This window comes from uncultured Litoreibacter sp. (genome assembly GCF_947501785.1).
Lineage (GTDB): Bacteria > Pseudomonadota > Alphaproteobacteria > Rhodobacterales > Rhodobacteraceae > Litoreibacter.
Genome location: NZ_CANMXB010000001.1, coordinates 2,395,457 through 2,420,000, shown reverse-complemented (window position 1 = coordinate 2,420,000; position 24,544 = coordinate 2,395,457). Strand labels below are relative to the sequence as shown.

Sequence of the window (24,544 nt, the reverse complement as noted above, 5' to 3'; positions counted from 1 at the left end):
CAGGATGCGGCGCAGACGAAGGCAATGACCTGCACGGGTCCGTCTTCTTCTGGATCAAATCAAGCGCGAGAAGGGCGTTTGGTGGATGCCTTGGCAGTAAGAGGCGATGAAGGACGTGATACTCTGCGATAAGTCGTGGTTAGCCGAGAATAGGCTTTGACCCACGAATTTCCGAATGGGGCAACCCACCTGATACTTTATTATTACTGCTCTTCGGAGCAGCTAATAGTAGGGTAAACCAGGTATTTATAGACTGAATACATAGGTTTATAAAAGCAAACCCGGGGAACTGAAACATCTAAGTACCCGGAGGAAAGGAAATCAACAGATACTCCCCTAGTAGCGGCGAGCGAACGGGGACCAGCCGAGCTGTGATTGTGATTAGAATGGTCTGGAATGGCCAACCATAGTGGGTGACAGTCCCGTATAAGAAGCATGATCAGACGTATTAAGTAGGGCGGGACACGTGAAATCCTGTCTGAACATGGGGGGACCACCCTCTAAGGCTAAGTACTCCTTACTGACCGATAGCGAACCAGTACCGTGAGGGAAAGGTGAAAAGCACCCCGACAAGGGGAGTGAAACAGTTTCTGAAACCGGACGCCTACAAACAGTTGGAGGGCCCTTGAGGCCTGACAGCGTACCTTTTGTATAATGGGTCATCGACTTGGTCTATCTAGCAAGCTTAAGCCGTTAGGTGTAGGCGCAGCGAAAGCGAGTCTTAATAGGGCGCATGAGTTAGATGGATCAGACCCGAAACCGAGTGATCTAGGCATGACCAGGTTGAAGGTTGGGTAACACCAACTGGAGGACCGAACCCACATCTGTTGAAAAAGATCGGGATGAGTTGTGCCTAGGGGTGAAAGGCCAATCAAACTCGGAGATAGCTGGTTCTCCGCGAAATCTATTTAGGTAGAGCGTCAGCCGAATACCCCGGGGGGTAGAGCACTGGATGGGTAATGGGGACTCACCGTCTTACTGATCCTAACCAAACTCCGAATACCCGGGAGTAATAGCTGGCAGACACACGTCGGGTGCTAACGTCCGGCGTGGAGAGGGAAACAACCCTGACCTACAGTTAAGGCCCCTAATTCATGGCTAAGTGCGAAAGCAAGTGGGACGACCAAAACAACCAGGAGGTTGGCTTAGAAGCAGCCATCCTTTAAAGATAGCGTAACAGCTCACTGGTCTAATTTAAGTTGTCCTGCGGCGAAGATGTAACGGGACTCAAGCCATGAGCCGAAACTTAGGATGCCGTAAGGCATGGTAGCGGAGCGTAGTGTGACATAACTCTACGCCTCTTTTGCACCTTCGGGTGTATTGGAGGCATTGAGTTTTCTGTGAAGCCGGGGCGTGAGCCATCCGGTGGAGAGATCACTAGCGAGAATGATGACATGAGTAGCGACAAACAGGGTGAGAGACCCTGTCGCCGAAAGTCCAAGGGTTCCTGCTTAAAGCTAATCTGAGCAGGGTAAGCCGACCCCTAAGGCGAGGCCGAAAGGCGTAGTCGATGGGAACCAGGTTAATATTCCTGGGCCATGTAGTGGTGACGGATCTCGAAGGTAGTTCATCCTTATCGGATTGAATGGGCTGCTTAGAGGTTCCTGGAAATAGCCCTACTATAAGATCGTACCCTAAACCGACACAGGTGGACTGGTAGAGAATACCAAGGCGCTTGAGAGAACGATGTTGAAGGAACTCGGCAAAATACCTCCGTAAGTTCGCGAGAAGGAGGCCCAGTTTCTACGCAAGTATTGACTGGGGGCACAAACCAGGGGGTGGCGACTGTTTACTAAAAACACAGGGCTCTGCGAAGTCGCAAGACGACGTATAGGGTCTGACGCCTGCCCGGTGCCTGAAGGTTAAAAGGAGGAGTGCAAGCTCCGAATTGAAGCCCAGGTAAACGGCGGCCGTAACTATAACGGTCCTAAGGTAGCGAAATTCCTTGTCGGGTAAGTTCCGACCTGCACGAATGGCGTAACGACTTCCCCGCTGTCTCCAACATCGACTCAGCGAAATTGAATTGCCTGTCAAGATGCAGGCTTCCCGCGGTTAGACGGAAAGACCCCGTGCACCTTTACTACAGCTTCACACTGGCATCAGGCACAACATGTGCAGAATAGGTGGTAGGCTTTGAACCAGGAACGCCAGTTTCTGGGGAGCCTCCTTTGAGATACCACCCTTGTTCTGCTTGATGTCTAACCGCGGTCCGTTATCCGGATCCGGGACCCTGTGTGGCGGGTAGTTTGACTGGGGCGGTCGCCTCCCAAACAGTAACGGAGGCGCGCGAAGGTTGGCTCAGAGCGGTCGGAAATCGCTCGTTGAGTGCAATGGCAGAAGCCAGCCTGACTGCGAGACTGACAAGTCGAGCAGAGTCGAAAGACGGCCATAGTGATCCGGTGGTCCCGAGTGGAAGGGCCATCGCTCAACGGATAAAAGGTACGCCGGGGATAACAGGCTGATGGTGCCCAAGAGTCCATATCGACGGCACCGTTTGGCACCTCGATGTCGGCTCATCTCATCCTGGGGCTGGAGCAGGTCCCAAGGGTACGGCTGTTCGCCGTTTAAAGAGGTACGTGAGCTGGGTTTAGAACGTCGTGAGACAGTTCGGTCCCTATCTGCCGTGGGTGTAGGATACTTGAGAGGAGTTGCCCCTAGTACGAGAGGACCGGGGTGAACGATCCACTGGTGGACCAGTTGTCATGCCAATGGCAGTGCTGGGTAGCTATGATCGGAAAGGATAACCGCTGAAGGCATCTAAGCGGGAAGCCCCCCTCAAAACAAGGTATCCCTGAGAACCGAGGTAGACCACCTCGTCGATAGGCCGGAGATGTAAGCGCAGCAATGCGTTCAGTTGACCGGTACTAATTGTTCGATAGGCTTGATTTGATCCAGTAGAAGCAGGACTTCTGCGGACAGATCGAAAGAGTACACACTACAAACGTAGTTTGCTGACTTGGAAATGATGTTGTTCTTTTGGTTTGGTGGTCATAGCGAGAGCAAAACACCCGATCCCATCCCGAACTCGGCCGTTAAGTGCCTTTGCGCTGATGGTACTGCGTCTTAAGACGTGGGAGAGTAAGTCACCGCCAAACCTAATGAGCAACATCAAGTATCTCTCTTCGATGCCATTCAAAACGCCGCCCGCCCGCAAGAGTTGAGGCGGTTTTTTTGTGCCCAAGTTCCTGCGAACTTTCCGTCATTTTGGGATGAACAGGCCCCTTGGGCGGTCGAAACCGGGCAGTGGGTGCAACATTGACAGCTATGGAGCGCCTTGGTAGCCGAGAGATCACCCTCGCGAAGATAGGAACGCCCGAAATGGACAGGTATCTCAAGGACAACCCCGGACAGGAGGGACTGTTTCTGCGCGGCATTCCAAGCTACGTCCTGAACGAGATCGCGCCGATCTTCCAAAAGATCAACTACCGTTCGGCCCAGGACCTGGTCCTGTTTGATGTGGGCGCCAACCATGGCGTTTGGACGGGGGCCTTTCTCAGCGTAGCCGGGCATAAAACGGCACGCGCCGAGCTGTTCGAGCCTCTGCCGGGCAACCAACAAACGATCGCGGAACAAAAGGACCGTGGCCTTTACGGTGAACATGCCAGCAAGGTCACCGTGAACCCCCACGGCATTTCGAACGAGGCCGCAAAGGTCACCATCCACTTTGATACGGAGCGGTCCGGCTTCGCCTCCATGGCCAGTGATGTCTGCCACCTGCCATCCCGCAACGTTGAGCTGAAGAACACAATCGACGTCGACGTGTTCACCATTGACGAGGTCTGCGCCAAGAAAGGCATCAAAGCCATTGATGTCCTGAAAATCGACATCGAGGGGTTCGAGCTGTTCGCCCTTCAAGGCGCCGACGGGATGTTCGGCAAACGGGCGGTTGACGTCTGCCTGTTCGAATTTGGCCCGCACCAGCTGGCGCACCGCCATATCTTCAAGGATTTCTACGAGTTCTTCACCTCGCGCGGTTATGACCTGTACAAATACCGCATCGGTGGCGCCGCGCTGATCCCGATCACCGAATACATGTCCACCTATGAGATGTTTGACCGGGTCAGCATGTTTCTGGCGCATCGCAAGCCGTAAACGGCGCACGGGGATAGGCGGAACCGATGCAATCAGGGCATGACACAGACAAGCTCGATGCGCGGTACCAAGATATCCGGAACAGCGCGGAACGTGCGGCAGGCCCTACGTCCAGCCTCCGATTTCGGGCGCGTGGCTATCTTGATCTGTACTTTCGATCCAACGGCGCCTGCCGCTTTGCGCTGATCGCGGCGCATGGGGCGCTTTGGGCGTCCTGGTACCTCGTTTGTGCAAAGCTTGCCGCGATGGTCTTCGCGGTGACCGATCCGACGGTGCGCATGTCCCCAGTGAAAAGGTACCGTCAGTTCGCCGCCTATGTGACGGTGCTGAAGACCATCAACAAGCTGGTGATGGTCGAAACCTATGTTCTGGTCCACACGATCCAGCAGCTGGGCGTTGAATTTGCGATTGCGAAGGGCATCCCCGAGGATGTCGCGCGCGATTATGACCGCGCAATGTCCGCAACGGACCCTGACCCTACGCTGCTGCGGGACCTCTATCACCGGCACTTTCTTTGGGAACAGGAACGCGTGGTCTCTACCAAATTGGATGAAGGATTTGCCGCATTCTCATGGCCGTTCATGCGCAACCTGTGCCAAAGGCCGTGGGTTTGGTTCGGCTATTTCCGGCCCGGTAAGTCTATGAATTTCAAAAGCTTTACGGACCAGGCAGAGCGCGTTGAGAAAGGGTTGATCGCCTATGACCGCGCCGCCAATGCAGGCGTTGACCGTTTGGCCCGCATCAGCGCGACCCGACTGAAAATCTATCCCGGTCGCGCCGCCTGGCACAAACAGCTTTCCTCCTAGCGGCGCTCGCCCCTCCCTTTTGATTTCGGAAATCTTAGTGACAGCTCACGGACTCCTTTGCATAGTGAAGGGGGAAGCAGGGGTTTGTCCCGGTATTTGGCGAAACCCCTGCAATAAGCATCATCTGGGAGGAAGATATGAAACTGTTCGGCGCGATTGCGACAAGTGTGGCCCTGCTTGCCGGCTCCATGGCGGCGGCCAAGGACCTCAGCCTGTCTTACTTCATGGGACCGAAACACCCGATGAACGGCGCGGTGTTCACCCCCTTCGCCGACAAGCTGGCAGAGGTGTCCGGCGGCGCATTGACCGTCACCCAATTTGCCGGCGGCGCGCTGAACTCCGCCCCGCCCAAGCAATATTCGATCCTGCTGGATGGGGTGGCTGACGTGGCATTCCACCTGCCCGGCTACACCGCGCAGCTGTTCCCCGTCGCGACATCCGTGACCACGCCCAACATGTGCGACACCGCCGTTGACTGCACCGAAGCCATGTGGCGCGCCTATGATGTGATCGAGAAGGAATTCGACGCCAAGATCCTGGCGCTTTGGGCCAACAGCCCGCAGGTGCTGTTCTCCAAGGACACTGCGATCCGCACGCTCGAAGACATCAACGGCAAGATCGTGCGCGTGACGTCCGCGCAGGACATCCCGTTTGCCGAGGCGCTGGGTGCCTCCGCCGTGTCGCAACCGGTCAGCGTGATCAACCAGAACCTCGCCAATGGCGTGGTGGACATCATTTCAATCGACCCGTCGGCCGCGCTGTCCTTCAAGCTGCACGAGCCGGCAAACTACATCACCACCAACGTGCCCGGCGCGGGCTCGGCCTTTGTGCTCTTGATGAACAAGGGCGTTTACGGCGCGCTGTCGGACGAGGAAAAGGGCTGGGTCGACGCGGCGTCGGGCAAGTGGCTGTCGATGGAAGGGGCCAAGATGTACGACGCGATAGCGCAGAAGGCGCTGGACGTGTCGGCCAAGAACGGCGTGGAAATCATCAACCTGTCAGATGACGAAGCCGCCCGTTGGGACGCGGCCATTCAACCCGCAATGGACACCTGGATGGCGTCCGAGGTGGGCCAGGGCCTGACCGGCGCCGACGTGACCAAATTGATGCAGGGCAACTGAGCCACGCAAACGCCTGTGAAACGCATTGAACACCTGCTGGGCCGCGTCGCGGGCCTGTTCGCCGTGGCGGGCGGCGGCGCGCTTTTGGTGCTGGCAGGCGTCACCGGCATCGCGGTGTTCTACCGCTACATCCTGCGCAATCCCATCTTCGGGATCGAGGACGTCACCACCATGGCGCTGACCGTGCTGGTGGCCGCCTCCATTGCATGGGCGGCGGTGAACAAAGGCCATGTGTCGGTCAACATCATCACTTCCGTATTTGGCCGGTCGGTGACGCGCATTACTGATGTGGTCGCGCGGCTGGTCTCATTTGCGATGCTGGGGTTTGCCAGCTACGCGCTGTTCGTCAAAGGCAGCTGCGGTATGCCCTGCGGGGCGATGACGTCAAATCTGGGCATCATCCACACGCCATTCTATTACGTGTTGGCAGCGGCCATGGCGTTCTACGCCGCCTTCGTCTTGTCGCATCTCATCATCGGGGTGCAACACTGGCACGGCGCGGACCCGAACGAGGTGACCGACTGATGGACCGCGAAACCATCGCCGCGACCGGCTTCATCGCGCTGTTTGTGCTGCTGTTCATCCGGGTGCCCGTGGGCCTTGCGATGATGATCGCAGGGGGCTTGGGCATCTACCTGATCCGTCCACCCGCCGCCATGCCGGTCATCGCGGGCGAGATATTCGGGGAGGCATCCAACTTCCCCCTCACCATCCTGCCGCTGTTCATCCTGATGGGGAACCTCGCGGGCGTATCCGGCATGAGCCGCGATCTGTATGACGCGGCACACGGTTGGTTCGGGCATCTCAAGGGCGGCTTGGCGTCGGCCACCATCGTCGGATGCGCCGGGTTCTCGGCGTTGTCAGGCTCGTCCCTCGCCGCCGCGCTGACCATGGGCCGGGTCAGCCTGCCCGAAATGCAGCGCTACAACTACGACAACGGGCTCGCCACCGGAGCCGTGGCTGCTGGCGGCACACTGGGCATCCTGATCCCGCCCTCTGCAGGCTTCGTGGTCTACGCCATCCTGACCGAGGAAAGCATAGGTCGTTTGTTCATGGCCGGCGTTTTGCCCGGCATCCTGCTGACCTGCATGTTCATCGTGGCGATCTGGATCGTGGTGACGCTGAAACCCGCCAAGGCCCCCAAAGCCGCCGCCCGCGAAGACATGGGCGTCCGCCTGCGCAAACTGGGCCGCGCCGGGTGGATCATCGGCATCATTCTAATCACCATCGGTGGCATCTACGCAGGCGCATTCTCCGCGATCGAGGCGGCAGGCATCGGCGCGCTATTGGCGTTTCTGGTTACCCTCCTGCGCGGCTGCGTCACGTGGCAGAACATGAAAGAGGTCACCTCCTCCACGCTTTCCTCCACCGGCACGGTGTTCCTGATCCTGTTCGGGGCCTTCGTGTTCAAAACCTTCGTGGGCTTCACCGGCCTACCGATCAAAATGACCGGCTGGGTGGAGGCGCAGGGCTACACCGGAATGCAGGTGGTCATCGCCGTTTTGCTGATGTTCATGGTGTTGGGCACGTTTCTGGAGGGCTTCGCCATCCTCGTCCTCGCGGTGCCGCTGATCCAACCCATATTGGAATCGCTTGGTGTGGACATGATCTGGTTCGGCGTGTTGATGGTGATCGTGCTGGAAATGGCGCTGATCTCGCCACCCGTCGGCATCAACGTGTTCGTGGTAAAAGGCATCGCGCCGGGGGTGCCCTTGGGCACCATTTTCCGCGGCATCTGGCCGTTTTGGATCGCCATGGCCGTGGTGGTGGCGATTGTGCTGAGCGTTCCGGATATTGCGCTGTTGCTACCAAATTCGATGTTTGGCTGACCGCAAAGCTGGCCAGAAGAAAATTAACAAAATCCGAGCTTTCCCTATTGAAGACTCAGAAGGCCAAGCGTAGATACAGGGCTCGCAATTGGCGCGGGATGGAGCAGCCCGGTAGCTCGTCAGGCTCATAACCTGAAGGTCGTAGGTTCAAATCCTACTCCCGCAACCAAAAAGCGACATAAACAGGTGGTTAGGCTCAGGCTTGACCGCCTTTTTGTTTGAAATTGCCTTACACGCACGTTGCACATTTTTGCACTTCTGCAACTGAGGTGAGTGTTCACGGCAAAGCACACAACTCTGAGCGAAGAAGTTCATGTCTTCCGGCGGGAAAACAGCCGATTCTGGCGGTGCTCGACGCTCCTCCAAGCAATGAATCATCGTGCCAGTACCAAGGTAGAGAACTTAGGCAGCGCCAAGGAGTTTGCTGAGGACTGGTATCTCACTTTATGCGGCAAGCAACGCAATGGCGGACTCGTTACGGAACGAACGGTCACCCATGCTGCTGAGGCGTTCCAAAAAGAATACGAGGTTGGGAGAACAAAACCTCGGGTGTTTGAGGAAGTTACTGAAACAGAATGACTATTTTCATCACGTGAATATTCTGTTCAAATCCCTTCATAGAATCGAACGTTTAAGACATTTACGCAGAATTTTGAGCAGAGATTGATGTCTCAGATATTTAAGCAAGACCACCGCATGGGTCGCTTGTTGACCGCACTTGGCAAAGACGTCCTCGTCCTTCGCCGGTTTGAAGGCGCAGATCATATAAACGCCTTGTTCGAGTATCAGGTGGACTGTCTCGCAACCTCGTCTGACCTCAACTTTGACGACCTTCTGGGCACACACGCAACGGTTACGCTGCTGGATCGCGCGGGCGCAGAACAGCCATTTGACGGCATTGTCACCGAGGCACGCTGGCTCGGGACAGGCGACAATGGCCATCGCTACAGACTGATCTTGAAGCCATGGTTCTACCTCGCCTCGCTGCGACGCAATCAACGCATATTTCATCGGAAAACTGTGGATGTCATTCTGACTGAATTGCTGGCCAGCTACAGCGACGCCGGGCCGCTCGATCTAACGCTTTCGAACGACTACCCGGAACTTGAATACACGGTTCAGTACCGCGAAAGCGACATGGCGTTTGCCTGCCGCATGATGGAACGCCATGGGATTTCGTATTCCTTCCGGCACCAAAACGGCGCTCACACAATGGTGCTGAGTGACATGGTCGACCAGCACCCACAAATTGGGGAACGCCCCTACAAGCCGGTAGACGGTCACCATCAGGAAGATGTGGAACATTTCTGGGAATGGCATCCTGCCCGCCGGATGACGACCGGCGCCGTTCGTCTGACGGATTACAATTTCAAAACCCCCAAAGCCGCCATGGAAGTCGATCAGTTGAGCACGGCCAAGTACCAGTCCGGCCTGATCGAAGGGTATGATTGGCCCGGCGACTATTTGGAGCAGGGCCGCGGCAAGGTGTTGGTCCGGTTGGGCGCGGATCGCGAGCGCGGGCAGGACCGCCGTTTCGAAGCGATGGGAGATATCCCCTCTTTGTACAGCGGCGTTCGCGTCGCCCTTGGGGGCGACAAAGTTCCGGGGCGTGGGGAGGAATATATCTGCCTGTCGGCCTACCATTCCTATCGGTCTGACAACTATGGCACCGGCGCAGATGAAAGCGACGGCTACGCCTACAGCGCCCGCAACATCCTGATGCCGGTGACGGCGCCTCTCCTTCCGGAACGCAAAACGGCGCGCGCGGATGTGAAAGGCCCGCAAACGGCCACGGTTGTCGGCAAGGGTGAAATCGACTGCGACGAGTATGGGCGCATTCTGGTGCGGTTCCATTGGGATCTTGACGCCGCGCATTCCATGCGGTGCCGGGTCTCGCAAAATTGGTCCGGCAATGGCTGGGGCGGCATGGTTGTACCGCGCATTGGGATGGAGGTCCTTGTCGAATTCCTGGATGGTGATCCTGATAAGCCTTTGGTTACGGGCTGCGTGTTCAACGGCGCCAACGACGTTCCCTACCCGCTGCCGCTACACAAAACCAAATCGGTCTTCCGCACCGATACGCATCAGGGCCAAGGATTCAACGAGCTGTCTTTCGAAGACGAACGCGGCGTCGAAAACATCGCCCTTCATGCGCAGAAAGATCAGACCCTGAAGGTGCTCAACAACCGCATGAAGCGGGTCGACAACGATCAGGTCGAAAGCGTCGGGTCTAACAAAAGCATCGAGATCGGCAAGAACCATCAGGAACGCATCGGGGGGTCGATGAACCTGACCATTGGCGGCGGCAAGACGGGGCTTTTTGCTGCGCTCGCCGGGGTGATGGGCCAAGCCACATCAGACGCCATGGGCGTCGCAGGCGAGGCAGGCAATCCGATGATCCCCGCGTTTCTTGCGGGTGCCGTGGCCCAAACGGTCGGCGGGGAAGTCGCGTCCTCCCCAAAGATTTCTGCCTTCGATAGCGCTGGCAACAATCGCGCTATTGCCGGTGCCGATCAGGCCGCCACGGGGACTGCGCTCGGGTCAACCCTGTCGGGTATCATGCCGATATCCGGCGTCAAAAACACCGTCATCGAAAAGTTCCAGTCGGACACCATCGGCCTCGCCCGGACGGAGCAGATCGGATTGTTCAAAAACACCATGGTCGGCGCGGTGCAGAACACGATGGTAGGCGCGAAGCAGTTCACCAAAATCGGCATGGAACAGCGGTTGAAGGTTGGCAAAACCAAGACCGCTGAGATCGGCGAAGAATATACCGTGCACGCTGGCAAACGCGCGGCGCATTCCTCCGGCAAGCTGTTCCAGATTTCCTCCGAAGAGAAGTTCGAGGGAAGCTCGAAGGTCTGGGAAATCAAGGCCAACGATACAGTGCTACTCAGCGCGCCCGGCGGTTACATAGAGATATCACCCGGAGGCGTCAAAATTCGTGGCAAATCGGTCAAGATCCAGGGGAACTCCATCGCCTTCAGCTCCGGTGGGCCAGGTGAGGGATCAAAATGCCTCCGCGCCATGGCGGCCTCTGCAACCCCATTTGTGAGGTAGGATATGTCTGGCATTCAATCGACGTTGTTGTCCTTACACCGCAAAGACGCGCCGCTTTTTGCGGTCCTCGATGGCGCGCAGTTTGACAACCTACCGCAAGAGCTGATGTTGGGCGGGTTTGTGTCGCGCCCGCTTTATCTCGACCGGGGTGAGAATGATGCTCAGCAGGTCATCACTGCGCCGCATCTGGTTTGGCTGGACGAAACGCTCGCCATGCCGACGGGGCGAAGTGTCAATCAGTGCCTGCCAGCCCTCATGCAGCTGATTGCAGGCCGCCCGGCGGTTGTTTTTTGGCAATGTCCTGCCGGTGGTGAGGCCCTGTATAAGCATCTACGCAGCATCAACATGGTGCGCTACCCCAAAGCAGCTTTGGACGATTGGGAAGAGCCCGAGCTTGAGCTTGAAGAAGGCGAAGAACCAACACCGCCGGACACGCATACCATGGTAACCTTTCGTCATGCTGATGCGAATGTATTGGCACAGGTTTTACCTGCGTTGAATGACATTGAGCGGTCTCGGTTTTTTGGGCCCGCCACTCTTGTGCAGTTTAGCCCAGCCCCGGAATGGGCGGCCGGAGACAACGGGATCATCGCCGAGCGTGGCGTCGACCTACCGCCGCCGATGCCCGGGCCGATGACCCTGTCACAAGAGACGCTGGAAAGCATCGACGATGGAAGCGAAGCCGCATCTCGCGAGGTCATCCGCGGCTATCTCCGTGAAGTAGCACCAGAATATCTGGAAAATATGTCTGCAACCGAAGTGCAAGCGGTCATCCTGAATGCGGAACGGGTTGGCAAAGAAATCGGCTTGGAAAGCGAATACGCCTTCGGGTTGTGGACCTATCTTGCGCTCATCACAGGTCAGGAAATCTTGCAAGAGCCGCAGGTGCTTGCGCATTTCCGGAACGAATCGCGGCCCGCCGATGAACTGGTAGAGGAGTTAGTCGATCAGATTGCCAATGCCTCAGATGATGAGCTGGAGGCCTGGACATGATCCTGCCCATCATAGCAGGCATAGTGGTCCGCCAGGCAGTTAAATATGCCGCCAAACAGGCCTTGAAATACGGTGCCAAACAACTGAGCAAGCGGGCGCTCAAACAGATGATGAAAAAGGCGCAAAAGCGTGGGGAGCAGGTTCTTCGCAAAGAAATGCAGCGCCGCAAAAACTGCAAAACGTGCAAGAAGCTCGAAGATCTTGCTGACCCCTGTCAGTTCCTACGCAAAGGAAACCCTGCCGGGGCAGGTAAGTATCGTGGCGGCTCTTACGGTGGCGCGCCTGGTTCCAAGGCGGGCGGATTGGAAAGCCACCATATCCCCGCGCAGGCGGCATATGGTCGTGGATCAATGAGCCCCGGAAAGATGCCCGCTATCCAGATGGACGTCGCAGATCATAGAAAAACGGCAAGTTGGGGCCCCGGAGGCAAGGGTTATGCCCGCGCCCAAAGACAGGCCATGAAAAAGGGTGGCGCAATGGCGGCTTTTGCGATGGATGTTGCTGATATTAAAATGAAATTCGGCAATAAATATGATACCGCTCTGACTGAAGCCGGCGCATATGTCGCTTGCATCACAAAATTCAAGAAGAAATATCCTACCGGGAGATAAAAATGAGCCGTGACTTCACCTACGAACCTCATGTCGGTTATGGGCCCCTAAAGTTTGGTATGTCAGCCAAGCAGATTGTAGACATCCTGGGTGAACCAAAAAGCGAATTCGTTGACGCTGATGTCCTAGATATGGATCTATTCGATGCTGATGAAAAGGCACTTATCCTGACGAGTAAGGCGTTTAATTACGATGATGCCGTGTTGGATCATGATTTTCTTTCGGTAACGTTTTTTCAAGACAAGCTGGTCGAAATTAGGATCCGTGTCAGAGGCCGAGATATCCCCTTTGGTGCAGAGAACCTGATGGATAATAATCGAAAAGATTTGATGCGCCGTCTGGCAGAAAATGAAACAGAAATATACGCCAATGGAGCCTCGTATTTTTTTCCGAAGGCCGGACTACAAACAGATGATCCCAAATTCTGGAAGTCGAGAGGAACTGTAGATTTTGTTGTCGGGCAATATGTCCTCGACCGACTTGACCTCGACAGCTGGGAGCGGCTGAGCGAAATTGACCTTTGACTGGGATATAAAGCCTTTGGCAGGCGTCGGGCCACTGGAGTTCGGAATGACACCAAGTCAAGTTGCCGCCGTTTTGGGAGACGTGGAGTTCTTGGATAACCCGGAACTCTCCGCTGGCGGTCCCTATCCGAAGGACGAAACGGTAACAGAGTTCAGGGTCTTCACGACCTACAGCGAGACGCATCTGCCTGACGCAACCTATTACAGTAACGAGCTGCAAACAGTTGATGTTGGATGGCATTTGGAAAGCCTGCATCTTGGCGACGTTTATCTCTTCAAAAATACACCGATCGTCACGGCCGACCTTCTCACCAAAATGAGTAAACACTACGCGTTTGACGACACCTCCTACATATTCTTGGATCTCGGTGTCTCCATGTCCATAGAGGATTGGGACGAAGCGCCGCCCGTCCACCTCTTTGGCAAAGGGGAGTTCGATGAGTTCGTTGAAGAAGGTGTTCGGCTTAACAGGCTGAAGCTCGTGCAATCCTAATTGAGAAACTGCACAAAATGGTGCCTAATACGTTCTGAATTCATTGCTCACGATTGGACATGACTTTGACAAAACCGATTTCCCTGATGGGTCACATGCATGTTTGCCCAAAAGTCGACCCCGGCCCCAAACCACATGTCGGCGGGCCGGTGATCGATGCGGGGCAATCCTTAGTCACATTCAATGGCGTGCATGTCGCGGTTGAGGGTGGCAAAACCATGTGTACCGGCATGCCTGGGCCCGACACTATGACCAAGGGGTCTAGCCTTGTGAAAATCAATGGCAAGGGCATCATGCGAGTGGGAGACGCTACCGGCCACGGCGGCAAGCTAACAGTAGGGGTTCCTACTTTTCGGTCCGAATAGAACACACTTGATCCGGTGGCGCCTGGTCTGTCCGTGAATGGCAGCCCATGAGTTAGCAAAAGCTAAGCGGTCGCAACGCGAAGTGGCGGCAACGGGGGGACATAACTCAACAATAGTGGAGCATTGTTGAGAAACATCCTATCCGCTTCAAAGAGCCGATAGGCAACTGGATAGATCATCTGAGTCCATCAATTTGTTTTCCGCAAAGCGGAAAATATCCGACAACTACCACCCACCCCCTCATTTCGCGGCGGTTCTTTTGCACAGCAAAGGAACGGGAGCATGCGCAACCCACCCCCGCCTTTGTGATCGCCGATTCCCGCGTCAAGAAAACAATCCTATGGACGTGGGCCGATTTTTTCTTAGTCTTTTCAAAGAACAGCCAGCTGCCCGCTCGCCGAATCCCAATCATGCGTTGATGTGATCCGCTTGAGCAGCCCGCTTTTGGGAGAATTGACCGCATGAACCTATCCGACAGCCGCACCATCAAGGCCGACATCAACACCGTCTGGGCCGCCTTGCTGAACGCAGATGTGCTGAAGGAATGCGTGCCTGGGTGTCAGGAAATGGCCGGCTCCCCCGAGGAGGGGTTCGAGGCCGTTGTCGTTCAGAAAGTCGGCCCCGTCAAAGCCACCTTCAAAGGAAAGGTTGATCTCAAGGACATGGTGGAACCCAGCAGCCTGACCATTGACGGCGCAGGCAAGGGCGGCGCGGCGGGCTTCGCCAAGGGCGCGGCGGACGTCAAGCTGGAGGCCGACGGCGACAGCACTATCTTGCATTACGATGTGGAAGCGAAAGTCGGCGGCAAGCTGGCGCAACTGGGCAGCCGCATCATCGACGGCTTCGCCAAAAAGATGGCGGACGAATTTTTCACCCGGTTCCAAAACGCGTTGGAGGAACCGGAAGACGCAGATGAAGAGACCGGCGCGGAAGAAGAAACCGCCAAGAAAGGGTGGTTCAAACGTCTGGTCTCGTAATCCATTTTCTAGGGAGGAAAATATGACGAAAGTAACTTTGACGGTGAACGGCAAGTCCGTTTCCAAGTCTGTGGAAGGCCGCACATTATTGTCGAGCCTGCTGCGCGACGACTTGCACCTGACGGGCACGCATGTCGGGTGCGACACCTCGCAATGCGGGGCCTGCGTCGTGCATGTGAACGGCGAAGCGGTGAAATCCTGCACCATGTTCGCGGCTGAGGCCGATGGCGCAGAGGTCAAAACCATCGAAGGCATGGCCAATGCCGACGGGTCGCTGTCCACCATTCAGGCCGCGTTTCAGGAACATCACGGGCTGCAATGCGGCTTCTGCACACCCGGCATGGTGATGTCTGCGGCGGCTTTGCTGAAAGACAACCCCAAACCGTCCGAGGCCGAGGTGCGCGAATACCTCGAAGGCAACCTGTGCCGCTGCACCGGCTACCATAACATCGTCAAAGCGATCATGGCCGCATCGGGGCAAGACGTCCCCGCCGTCGCCGCCGAATAATTCAATGACGTAGGGCGGGGTTCACCCCGCCATTAGGGAGGAATAATTATGCCAAAAGATGGAGGCATCGGCGCCAGCAGCAAACGGCGCGAAGACCTGCGGTTTCTGACCGGCAAGGGCAAATACACCGACGATATCAACCTGCAAGGGCAGGCTTACGCTTACTTCATCCGCTCGGATGTGGCGCATGGGACGATCAACTCGATCGACACCGCGGCGGCCGAAAAGATGCCGGGCGTCGAACAAATCTTCACCGCCAAAGACTTCGAAGGCGTGGGCGGCGTGCCCTGCGGCTGGCAGGTCACCGACCGCCACGGCGAGCCGATGCAAGAACCCAAGCACCCCGTGCTGGCCGAAGGCAAAGTCCGCCACGTAGGCGACCCGATTGCCGTGGTTGTGGCCGACTCATTGGCCGAGGCCCGCGACGCAGCCGAAGCCGTGGACATCGACATCACCGAACTTGAGCCTGTCCTCAACATGAAGGACGCGTTGAAAGACGGGGCCACCAAGGTGCATGACGACCTGACCTCGAACCTTTGCTACGACTGGGGTTTCGTCGAAGAAAACCGCGACGCCGTAGATGAAGCCATCAAAGGCGCGCATCACGTCACCACGTTGGAGCTGAAAAATAACCGTCTGGTCGCCAACCCGATGGAACCTCGCGTGGCCGTGGCCGAGTTCGACAGCTCGACGGAGGAATACACCCTCTACACCACCTCCCAAAACCCGCATGTCATTCGCCTGTTGATGGGCGCGTTCGTGCTGGGCATCCCGGAACACCGCCTGCGCGTGGTGGCCCCCGATGTGGGCGGCGGGTTCGGCGCGAAGATCTACCATTACGCCGAAGAAGCCTTCTGCACCTTCGCGGCCAAACAAGTCGGTCGTCCGGTCAAATGGACGTCGAGCAGGTCCGAGGCGTTCATGTCAGACGCCCATGGCCGCGACCACGTCACCAAGATCGAACTGGCGATGGACAAGGACGGGCACTTCCTTGCGCTGCGCACCGACACCCACGCCAACATGGGCGCGTATCTGTCCACCTTCGCGCCCTCCATTCCGACGTGGCTGCACGGCACGCTCATGGCTGGCAACTACAAAACCCCGCTGATCTACGTGAACGTCAAAGCGGTCTTCACCAACACCGTCCCCGTGGACGCCTATCGCGGCGCGGGCAGACCGGAAGCCACGTTCCAGCTGGAACGCGTGGTGGACAAGGCCGCCCGTGAGATGGGGCTAGACCCCGTTGAAATCCGCCGCCGCAACTTCATCACCGAATTCCCCTACGCCACCCCCGTGGCCGTGGAATACGACACCGGTGACTACCACGCGACGATGGACAAGCTGCTGGAGATGTCCGACCACGCGGGCTTCGACAAACGCGCCGAGGAGTCCAAGAAAAACGGCAAGCTGCGCGGCTTCGGCATCGCGCATTACATCGAGGCCTGCGGTATCGCGCCGTCAAACCTCGTGGGCCAGCTCGGCGCGCGCGCCGGTCTCTATGAAAGCGCCACTGTCCGGGTCAACGCCACCGGGTCCATCTCCGTGATGACCGGCTCGCATTCCCACGGCCAAGGCCATGAAACCAGCTTCGCCCAAGTCGTCGCCGACATGATCGGCATCGACGAGCAGCAGATCGATATCGTGCATGGCGACACGTCCAAAACGCCGATGGGCATGGGCACCTACGGGTCCCGCTCCATCGCCGTGGGCGGGTCCGCCATGGTCCGCGCGACGGAGAAGATCATCAACAAGGCCAAGAAGATCGCGGCCCACCTGATGGAGGCCTCCGAGGGCGATATCGAACTGAAAGACGGTGCCTTCACCGTCGCTGGCACCGACAAGTCGGTCGCTTGGGGTGATGTGACGCTGGCGGCTTATGTCCCTCACAACTACCCGCTCGAAGATATGGAGCCGGGGTTGGAGGAAACCGCCTTCTACGACCCCGCCAACTTCACCTACCCCTCTGGTGCCTATGGCTGCGAGGTCGAGGTGGACCCAGACACCGGCAAGGTCACCGTGCTCGGCTTCTCCGCGGCGGATGACTTTGGCAACATCATCAACCCGATGATCGTCGAAGGTCAGGTCCATGGCGGCTTGGCCCAAGGCATCGGGCAGGCGCTGGTTGAAAACTGCGCTTACGATGACAACGGCCAGCTTCTGTCGGGGTCCTACATGGATTACACCATGCCCCGCGCGGATGATCTGCCGATGTTCAACGTCGACCATTCCTCCATCACACCCTGCACGCACAACCCGCTTGGCGTGAAAGGCTGTGGGGAGGCGGGGGCCATCGGATCGCCCCCCGCCTTGGTCAGCGCGGTCGTCGATGCGCTGCAACGCGCGGACCATGACGTCACCCATATTGATATGCCCCTGACGCCGGACCGCGTCTGGGCCGCCATGAATTCATAAGTCGGAAAGGAAACGCATATGTACGACTTTGATATCGAACGCCCGTCCCGGATCGCCGACGCGGTCAAGCTGATGAGCGACAGCAACGAAAATCAGGCGCTGGGGGGCGGGCAAACCCTGATCCCCACGCTGAAGCAACGCCTCGCCAGCCCCGACCGCTTGGTCAGCCTCACCGGCATTGATGAAATGGTGGGCATCTGCAAAGACGATGACGGCCGCCTGTGCATCGGCGGGGCCACAACCCACGCCGCTGTCGCAGCCGATGGCAGCTATGCGGGACTTTCGGGTCTTGCGTCCCATATCGGTGACCCGGCGGTGCGCAATCGCGGCACCATCGGCGGCTCGCTCGCCAATAACGACCCCTCCGCCTGCTACCCGGCGGCGGCGCTTGGGTCCGGTGCCACCATCGTCACCAACACGCGGGAGATCGCGGCGGATGACTACTTCAAAGGTCTCTTTGAAACCGCGCTGAACGAAGGCGAGATCATCACGGAAGTCAAATTCCCGATCCCGGAAAAATCGAACTACCAAAAGTTCGTGCAACCCGCCTCCCGCTTCGCGCTCGTGGGCGTGTTCGTCGCCAAATACGCCGACGGCGTGCGCGTGGCCGTCACCGGCGCGTCTGAGGAAGGCGTGCACCGCTGGACCGCCGCCGAGGAAGCGCTAAACGCCAACTTCTCCGCCGACGCCATCGCGGGCCTCGACGCGCCCGGCGCTGATGGCATGATCAACGACCTCCACGGCTCCGGCGCCTACCGCGCCCACCTCGTGAAAGTCATGACCGGCCGCGCGGTTACAGCTGCAGCGTAGGGCGGGGTTCACCCCGCCGCTCTAATAACCAAAGGCCCCGCACAACGCGGGGCCTTTTTGCTGGCACAGCGCCCAAGAACGGCTAACCTTGGCCCGCTATGAAGACAGATGTACAGGTGGCCGTCATTGGCGGCGGGATTGTGGGGGCCTCGGTCCTCTATTGGTTGTCCAGGCTGGGCTGGACCGACACACTCCTGCTGGAACGCCGCGAACTCACCTCCGGCTCCACGTGGCACGCCGCTGGCAACACCACCTATTTCGGGCCGTACCCTAAAATGACCGCGCTTTTTGCGGGATCCATTCGCACCTACCTGCAGGCGCAGGAAGCCTCCGGGCAATCGGTCAGCTTCCATCAAACCGGCAGCCTCCGGCTCGCCGCGACCGAGCGGGAGCTGGAGTTGTTTCACGCCTATGCCCCCCGCTACGAAGCGCTCGGCATCCCGTTCCACATCCGCAGCCCGCAAGAGGTCGCGGAGCTTCACCCTTTCATTGACACCAGCGGCATCCACGGTGCGGCCCACACGCCAACCGATGGCCATGTTGACCCAACCGGCGCGACAACGGCCCTGGCCAAAGCCGCCCGGCAAAATGGCGCGGCCGTAGAACGCCAGTGCCCGGTAACCGCGATCCGCCAAGATGGTGGCCAATGGCTGCTCGACACGGCCATTGGCCAGGTGACGGCCCAAAACGTGGTGGTCGCCACCTCCTTCTGGGCGCGGGAGATGCTGGCGCCTCTGGGTCTGAACCTGCCGATCTATCCGACCCAACACCATGAAATCATCACCGAAACCCTGCCGGAGGTAGCGGCCCTGGATGCCGAGCTTCCCGCGATGCGCGACAGCTGGGTGTCGTGCAACGTGCGCCAGGAACGCGACGGGCTGCTCATCGGCATCTACGAGAAGTCGCCGGAATTCTGGGCGCTCGACGGCATCCCGCCGGATTTCAAGGAAGAGCTGCTGCCGCCCAATATCGACCCGTTGATGCCGCATCTCGAACGTCTGATGACCCGCATGCCGCTTTTTGCCGACGCGGGCATCAAGGTCGCCAATAACGGACCCTTCTGCATGACGCCCGACGGGCTACCGCTGATCGGGCCGGTGCCGCAGATGCAGGGCCTATGGCTCGCCACGGGCTTCAACGTGGGCATCGGCACCGGCGGCGGGTCGGCGGAGATCCTGGCCAACTGGATGGTCTCGGGCCAGCCCCCAAAGGGGATGGCGGCGATCCACGCCGATCGTTTCGGAAATGACATGACCAAGGATGCGGCCCTGGACGCCATCCGCGGCGTCTACGCGCGCGGCTACGAACTGCCTGACGCGATCTAGCGGCGGGTCGCGGTGGCGGGCATTTCATAAACCTTCGGCATAAATGGCGGGGTCCCTTCCTTTTTTGGGGATGACGCCCCCCGCGCCCATCCTGTAGGCCGGAAATAGCATCACGATTTCAAGGGCAGACGCATGAACCCCATAGGACTTTTTCTGGTCGTCGCGACAACGCTGTTCCCGGCCTATCAGCTGTCGCAGCTGCCAAACGTCGCCGATCAAACGGCGCTGTTCTCGCAGTATCTGGGCCTCGCCGCGCTGATCCTGATGGCATGGGGCCAGATTTGGGCCACCCGCCTGCCGGGGGTTGAGGCGCTGTTCGGCGGGATGGACCGCGTCTACATCCTCCATAAATGGGCGGGCATTGTGGCCATGCTGGCCATTCTGGTGCACGATACGATAGATGCGGAAATGGACGGGCTGGGCCGCGAAACCGCGCTCACCGAAATGGCCGAAACGCTGGGCGAGATCAGCCTCTACGCGCTGCTGATCCTCGTGGTGATCTCTGTGGCGACCTTCATCCCCTATCATCTGTGGAAATGGAGCCACAAAGCCATGGGGGCGTTCTTCGCCGCTGGCGCGTTCCATTTTGTCTTCATCATGAAGCCCTTCGCCATGTCCGACCCGGCGGGCCTCTATGCGGGCGTCTTCTGCGCGGCTGGCATTGCCGCTTATCTGTGGACCTTGCTGCCCGAAACCATGCGCCCCTCGCGCGGCTACACGGTCAGCAATCTGCAGAAAACAGGTGACGCGCTGGCCATCACCATGACGCCCGACGCCAAGGGCCTGCGCCCGACGCCCGGCCAGTTTGGCGTCGTCAGTTTCACAGGAGCCGGAAAGCCAGAGCCGCACCCGTTCAGCTTCTCCAAGATCGATGCTGACGGCGCGTTGCGGGTCACAGTCAAGGCGCTGGGCGATTTCACCCACGGCCTGCGAAGCAGTTTGGAGGTCGGCCAATCGGTGCGTATCCAGGGCCCATTCGGCCGCTTCCGCCTGCCGCGCAAAGGCCCGCAGGTCTGGGTCGCTGGCGGCATCGGCATCACGCCTTTCCTGGCATGGGCCGCAGCATTTGAGGCCGACGCCGCGCCGGCCCATCTCTTCTATTGCGTCCGGGACCGCGACGAGGCCCCCCATCTGGCCGAGATCGAAACCCTCGCCGCTGCCAAACCAAACCTGACGCTGCATCTCATGGTCTCCAAGGAGGGCAAGCGCCTCACCCCTGACCACCTTGCCGAAACCGTTGGCCCGGGTATCAGCACCATGAGGCTCTCCTTCTGCGGCCCCGTCGCATTGCGCAAAGCGCTACAAACCGGCCTGCGCCGCTACGGCGTCACCCTGCGCCAGTTCCATTACGAGGAATTCGAGTTCCGCACCGGCATAGGCCTCAAACGCCTCGCCGCCTGGGTGCTGGACCGCACTCGCCAGCAGGGGTCGCTCACCAAAAGCCGACAGAGTTGAACGAGATGCGGCAATTCACCCAAGTCGAGCCTTAAGTCCAGGCCGGTCAACGCTTTGACCGAAAGTCGGCCTAGAGCCGTTGTCAGCCGACTTGAATTCTTTGCACCAGCCCGGTTAACAGGCCGTCAGGCCCCGGGCATCGCCAGACCGCCCGACAGGGCTGGCGATTTTGTTGGCCTTGGCGCATCGAATGTTCGGAAGATGACCTTGCTGCCATAAAGTGCTGCCGAATGGCTGTTGGGTCGCCATCCCGCGGTCCGGCGATGCCCTCACCAAACGGCAGCTTCGTCCCACAGTGCGGACATTCATTGCCCGGCGATAGCAGTTTTTTGTTGCCAGACTTGGCCCGTAGCCCTCAGACTTGCGAAACGTTTTGCAAATGGAGGGACGCACCCATGATGCGAGCAGCCGTTCTCGCGCTTGTGACGGTCTTTGCCGCAAGTGCCGCTTGGGCCACCGTCGAAGTCTATTGCGAAGCGCCCGATGGGTCCGGCGCTGCTGTTGGGTTTGGCTTCGGAACGGTTCCCGGCCTGGCGGTCATAAGCGCGACCATTCACGCTGACGGCAAGGATTGGAGCATGTCAGAGGTCAACGGCGCGATCCCCATAATCGTGGCTCAGGGCGCGTCAGACAACATGCGCACAATTCTCGACTTCGCGGACCCCCAGTACAGCAAGATTATTGCTTCGGTGCGTTTGATAACGGCCGTTGAAGGAGACGACTACGTCACTGTTGGCACGCTCGCAATTCCAGAGGTTGGTGCCTTCCCATTGATCTGCGAAGGGCCGTAGACATTCCCCTTTGACCAGAATTGTCCGATGGTTTCCGTCAGACGTCTGGTTTGAGCCCAAACCTACCTATTTCGCAGATGCGGAATGTTGCTTGCGCAGAAAAACTGCATCCTCGCTGACGGCCCATTCCAGACCTTGGTATGGGTGCTCGATTGCTGCAGGCGCAGCCCGCATAGCCGACATTTGTGCGTCACGCAGCAATTCAAGAGTGTCAGTGGTTCGCGGACAGAGAAAGCGCTCGTTGAGGCTTCGACAATGATCGCTCTTAAAGTACCGTCGTTAAATACTTGTCAGCTTGAATCTCAGTCCGGGTTGACAACAGGTATGTTGTCCACGCCTGCGTCTCATGGCTCACCACAGCCAGTTCCCAGACGCAAAACGTGTCTTTGTGTGGCCCGTCTTGGGGGAAGAGAGCAAAATCTTCCATGGTGTCAGTCTCAAAGAAGAAGATCGTTTTCCAAAGTTCGTTGTTTCCGCGCCATGTGCAGAGTCCCAAAAAGTAGAACCTTTCACCGCACCGATGTAAAAGAACGAAGCCCATTTCCCGGGCCGACGGGCCACGATCAGATGTCATTTCGCCGAGCACAAAACCTCGTGCAATATCTCTGACTGCTTGCTCAATGGGCTGGTCAATAGGGTTAATGTCATACCATTTCAGGCGGCTGGTTGTCGGGTCTATGACGCCATGGCCGCGGATGATCTTCTCATAATGACGATAGGTCGGACTGACTTGTAGGGTTTCAGGTAATTGGTTCATTCCTTTGCTGCTCCGGTCGAACGCTGTCGCGTCCAGTCCATCCACCAGTTCCAGTCCCAGTTCTTGCCGCCGTCATTTGACGCCGACTGATGCCAGCGGCAGGACTCCGAGGTTATCCGGTCCCACACACCTCGACATTTCCATTTGATACCGTCCACTTCCTCGTTAGAAATGAACACGCCTTCACCATCGATAAAGCGACCAAATTGGGGGGCATTGACGACGCAGTCATCTGCACCTGTCCAATGGTCGGCCCATTGATCCAATTCGGGTCGCCAGACACGGATTCCCAACCCCATGGGGCTGCTGTCAGGCTTTCGCAGTTCCTCAATACTTCCCATGCCATCAAGCACAGGGTAAACGGTCGCGGTACTTTCGAAACTCTGCCAGTCATCCTTGGTGCCATCTTTCAGCCTCTTGTGCTGAATGCGCCAATGTCCTGTGAGAAAATCGAAATCTCCCACACCCTTTCCAGTTATCACCCCTCTCCCGACGGGCGCGTAACTTGTTGAGGGCTTTTCAAGATCGGTGGTCATGCTGGTTCCCTTGATTTGTTGCTGACAATTGATCGCTAGCAAAGTTAACATGCCAAATGATGTCATGATTAAGCAGTGCCGGTGAAATTTAAGGACTTTTGATGAAAGCCTCGCGCCTCCTATCTATTTTGATGACTTTGCAAGCCCGCGGGCATCGGACCGCTGACCAACTTGCTGAGGAATTGGAGGTTTCGACAAGAACGATCCACAGGGACGTGGATGAGCTGAGCGCTGCCGGTGTTCCGATTTATGCCGAACGCGGTCGTCAGGGTGGCTTTCGCCTTTTGGACGGGTATCAGACCAAATTGACCGGTCTGGATGCGGATGAAGCGCGTGTATTGATGTTGTCGGGCATTGGATCTGCGCTGGATGACCTTGGGTTGACGGATGCGCTCTCGCAAACAGAACGCAAACTGATGGCCGCGCTTCCCGAGGCAACACGCAGCAAAGCCGCGTTGGTTTCAGACCGTTTTCATCTCGATCCCTTTAGCTGGTACCGGAAGAAAGAAAGCGCGCCACTTGCAATCGCCATCGCACAGGCCGTCTGGGCCGATCAGCGGATTTCTATCCACTATGAAAGCTGGAAGGGTCCGATCCAGCGAGACTTGGACGCGATTGCTGTCGTGCTGAAGGCCGGTGATTGGTATCTGATCGGGCGCGCTCAGACGATGCGGGTCTATAAGATTGCCAATATCCAAAGCCTGTCGGTGTTGGAGGGCAATTTCGAACGCCCAACCGATTTTGACGTCGGCCAGTTTTGGAGCGAATGGCTGACATCGTTTGAAGTCTACATCAGAGGTAATCGAGCGCGTCTGCGGGTGACACAGAAGGGGCAGAACCTCTTGAAAGAAGTGGGACGATTGCCGATTGCCAGTTTCCCTGTGCCAGATCAACCTGATGTGACGGATATCGAACTGGCAGTTGAGGGCGAGGCAAACACTGTTCGCCAAATTTTGTATCTTGGTGCCGAAGCTGAAGTGATCGCCCCCGAAACGCTTCGTTTGGCTGTACAAAACGAAGTTTCCCGGCTGGCTGGAAATTATTACAAGTAAATCATGACATGCCTTGTCATGTAACGG

At 57.8% G+C, this 24,544-nt stretch carries 21 protein-coding genes, 1 tRNA gene, 2 rRNA genes and 1 pseudogene; 23 read left to right on the top strand and 2 right to left on the bottom strand.

Going from position 1 to position 24,544, the window contains the following annotated elements; genetic code table 11:
* The first annotated feature begins 57 nt into the window (after positions 1 to 57).
* The 21 genes from Q0899_RS12130 to Q0899_RS12030 all read left to right on the top strand — a co-directional run bounded on the left by Q0899_RS12130 (position 58) and on the right by Q0899_RS12030 (position 22,172).
* Positions 58 to 2,889, top strand: a 23S ribosomal RNA gene (locus tag Q0899_RS12130).
* 91 nt (positions 2,890 to 2,980) lie between these two features.
* Positions 2,981 to 3,095: ribosomal RNA gene (gene rrf / locus Q0899_RS12125) — 5S ribosomal RNA — on the top strand.
* Positions 3,096 to 3,318: 223 nt separating this feature from the next.
* Positions 3,319 to 4,092: an FkbM family methyltransferase gene (locus Q0899_RS12120; protein WP_298360684.1), complete on the top strand. Its 774-nt coding sequence runs from the start codon at positions 3,319 to 3,321 to the stop codon at positions 4,090 to 4,092.
* Positions 4,093 to 4,118: 26 nt separating this feature from the next.
* Complete coding sequence (locus Q0899_RS12115; RefSeq protein ID WP_299193092.1) at positions 4,119 to 4,898, top strand: hypothetical protein; 780 nt, start codon at positions 4,119 to 4,121, stop codon at positions 4,896 to 4,898.
* 137 nt (positions 4,899 to 5,035) lie between these two features.
* Positions 5,036 to 6,019, top strand: a complete 984-nt coding sequence (locus tag Q0899_RS12110) for a TRAP transporter substrate-binding protein (RefSeq protein ID WP_299193090.1) — start codon at positions 5,036 to 5,038, stop codon at positions 6,017 to 6,019.
* A 15-nt stretch (positions 6,020 to 6,034) separates the two neighbouring features.
* Entirely contained in the window at positions 6,035 to 6,544 is a 510-nt protein-coding gene (locus tag Q0899_RS12105; protein WP_299193088.1) for a TRAP transporter small permease, read from the top strand.
* Positions 6,544 to 7,848, top strand: coding sequence for a TRAP transporter large permease (locus Q0899_RS12100; protein ID WP_298360676.1), 1,305 nt, complete (start codon positions 6,544 to 6,546; stop codon positions 7,846 to 7,848). The genes Q0899_RS12105 and Q0899_RS12100 overlap by 1 nt, the downstream gene beginning before the upstream one ends.
* Before the next feature lie 92 nt (positions 7,849 to 7,940).
* A tRNA-Met gene (locus Q0899_RS12095) sits at positions 7,941 to 8,017 on the top strand.
* Positions 8,018 to 8,514: 497 nt separating this feature from the next.
* Positions 8,515 to 10,908, top strand: coding sequence for a type VI secretion system Vgr family protein (gene tssI / locus Q0899_RS12090; RefSeq protein ID WP_298294171.1), 2,394 nt, complete (start codon positions 8,515 to 8,517; stop codon positions 10,906 to 10,908).
* Between the two features lie 3 nt (positions 10,909 to 10,911).
* Positions 10,912 to 11,901 carry a DUF4123 domain-containing protein gene (locus tag Q0899_RS12085; protein ID WP_299193085.1) on the top strand — a complete coding sequence of 330 codons (990 nt, stop codon included), beginning with the start codon at positions 10,912 to 10,914 and terminating at the stop codon, positions 11,899 to 11,901.
* The gene (locus Q0899_RS12080; RefSeq protein WP_298294165.1) at positions 11,898 to 12,512 is read left to right on the top strand and encodes a hypothetical protein; all 615 of its coding nucleotides are present in this window, start codon (positions 11,898 to 11,900) and stop codon (positions 12,510 to 12,512) included. Before Q0899_RS12085 ends, Q0899_RS12080 begins: the two co-directional genes overlap by 4 nt.
* Before the next feature lie 2 nt (positions 12,513 to 12,514).
* Positions 12,515 to 13,036, top strand: coding sequence for a hypothetical protein (locus Q0899_RS12075; protein WP_298294162.1), 522 nt, complete (start codon positions 12,515 to 12,517; stop codon positions 13,034 to 13,036).
* Positions 13,026 to 13,529 carry a hypothetical protein gene (locus Q0899_RS12070; RefSeq protein WP_298360672.1) on the top strand — a complete coding sequence of 168 codons (504 nt, stop codon included), beginning with the start codon at positions 13,026 to 13,028 and terminating at the stop codon, positions 13,527 to 13,529. Before Q0899_RS12075 ends, Q0899_RS12070 begins: the two co-directional genes overlap by 11 nt.
* 65 nt (positions 13,530 to 13,594) lie before the next feature.
* Positions 13,595 to 13,894: a PAAR domain-containing protein gene (locus tag Q0899_RS12065; RefSeq protein ID WP_299193082.1), complete on the top strand. Its 300-nt coding sequence runs from the start codon at positions 13,595 to 13,597 to the stop codon at positions 13,892 to 13,894.
* A 461-nt stretch (positions 13,895 to 14,355) separates the two neighbouring features.
* Positions 14,356 to 14,871, top strand: coding sequence for a CoxG family protein (locus tag Q0899_RS12060; RefSeq protein WP_298294153.1), 516 nt, complete (start codon positions 14,356 to 14,358; stop codon positions 14,869 to 14,871).
* Between the two features lie 22 nt (positions 14,872 to 14,893).
* A complete protein-coding gene (locus Q0899_RS12055) occupies positions 14,894 to 15,379 on the top strand; it encodes a (2Fe-2S)-binding protein (RefSeq protein WP_298294151.1) in 486 nt (161 codons plus the stop codon).
* Between the two features lie 48 nt (positions 15,380 to 15,427).
* Positions 15,428 to 17,791, top strand: coding sequence for a xanthine dehydrogenase family protein molybdopterin-binding subunit (locus tag Q0899_RS12050; protein ID WP_299193079.1), 2,364 nt, complete (start codon positions 15,428 to 15,430; stop codon positions 17,789 to 17,791).
* An 18-nt stretch (positions 17,792 to 17,809) separates the two neighbouring features.
* The gene (locus Q0899_RS12045) at positions 17,810 to 18,601 is read left to right on the top strand and encodes a xanthine dehydrogenase family protein subunit M (protein ID WP_299193077.1); all 792 of its coding nucleotides are present in this window, start codon (positions 17,810 to 17,812) and stop codon (positions 18,599 to 18,601) included.
* A gap of 98 nt (positions 18,602 to 18,699) precedes the next feature.
* The gene (locus Q0899_RS12040; protein ID WP_298294143.1) at positions 18,700 to 19,926 is read left to right on the top strand and encodes an FAD-binding oxidoreductase; all 1,227 of its coding nucleotides are present in this window, start codon (positions 18,700 to 18,702) and stop codon (positions 19,924 to 19,926) included.
* Positions 19,927 to 20,058: 132 nt separating this feature from the next.
* A complete protein-coding gene (locus tag Q0899_RS12035; RefSeq protein WP_299193075.1) occupies positions 20,059 to 21,381 on the top strand; it encodes a ferric reductase-like transmembrane domain-containing protein in 1,323 nt (440 codons plus the stop codon).
* Between the two features lie 395 nt (positions 21,382 to 21,776).
* Complete coding sequence (locus tag Q0899_RS12030; RefSeq protein WP_299193073.1) at positions 21,777 to 22,172, top strand: hypothetical protein; 396 nt, start codon at positions 21,777 to 21,779, stop codon at positions 22,170 to 22,172.
* A gap of 265 nt (positions 22,173 to 22,437) precedes the next feature.
* Here the strand turns inward: Q0899_RS12030 and Q0899_RS12025 are convergent, their stop codons facing one another.
* On the bottom strand, positions 22,438 to 22,929 hold the full coding sequence (locus Q0899_RS12025; RefSeq protein WP_298360656.1) for a hypothetical protein: 492 nt from the start codon (positions 22,927 to 22,929) through the stop codon (positions 22,438 to 22,440).
* A complete protein-coding gene (locus Q0899_RS12020) occupies positions 22,926 to 23,465 on the bottom strand; it encodes a hypothetical protein (protein ID WP_298360654.1) in 540 nt (179 codons plus the stop codon). Before Q0899_RS12020 ends, Q0899_RS12025 begins: the two co-directional genes overlap by 4 nt.
* A 101-nt stretch (positions 23,466 to 23,566) precedes the next feature.
* Here Q0899_RS12020 and Q0899_RS19415 point away from each other — a divergent pair.
* Together Q0899_RS19415 and Q0899_RS12015 are read left to right on the top strand one after the other, a co-directional pair.
* A pseudogene (locus Q0899_RS19415) lies at positions 23,567 to 23,731 on the top strand (HTH domain-containing protein); the annotation flags it as partial.
* A gap of 39 nt (positions 23,732 to 23,770) precedes the next feature.
* On the top strand, positions 23,771 to 24,517 hold the full coding sequence (locus tag Q0899_RS12015; protein ID WP_299193070.1) for a WYL domain-containing protein: 747 nt from the start codon (positions 23,771 to 23,773) through the stop codon (positions 24,515 to 24,517).
* The last annotated feature ends 27 nt before the right edge of the window (positions 24,518 to 24,544 follow it).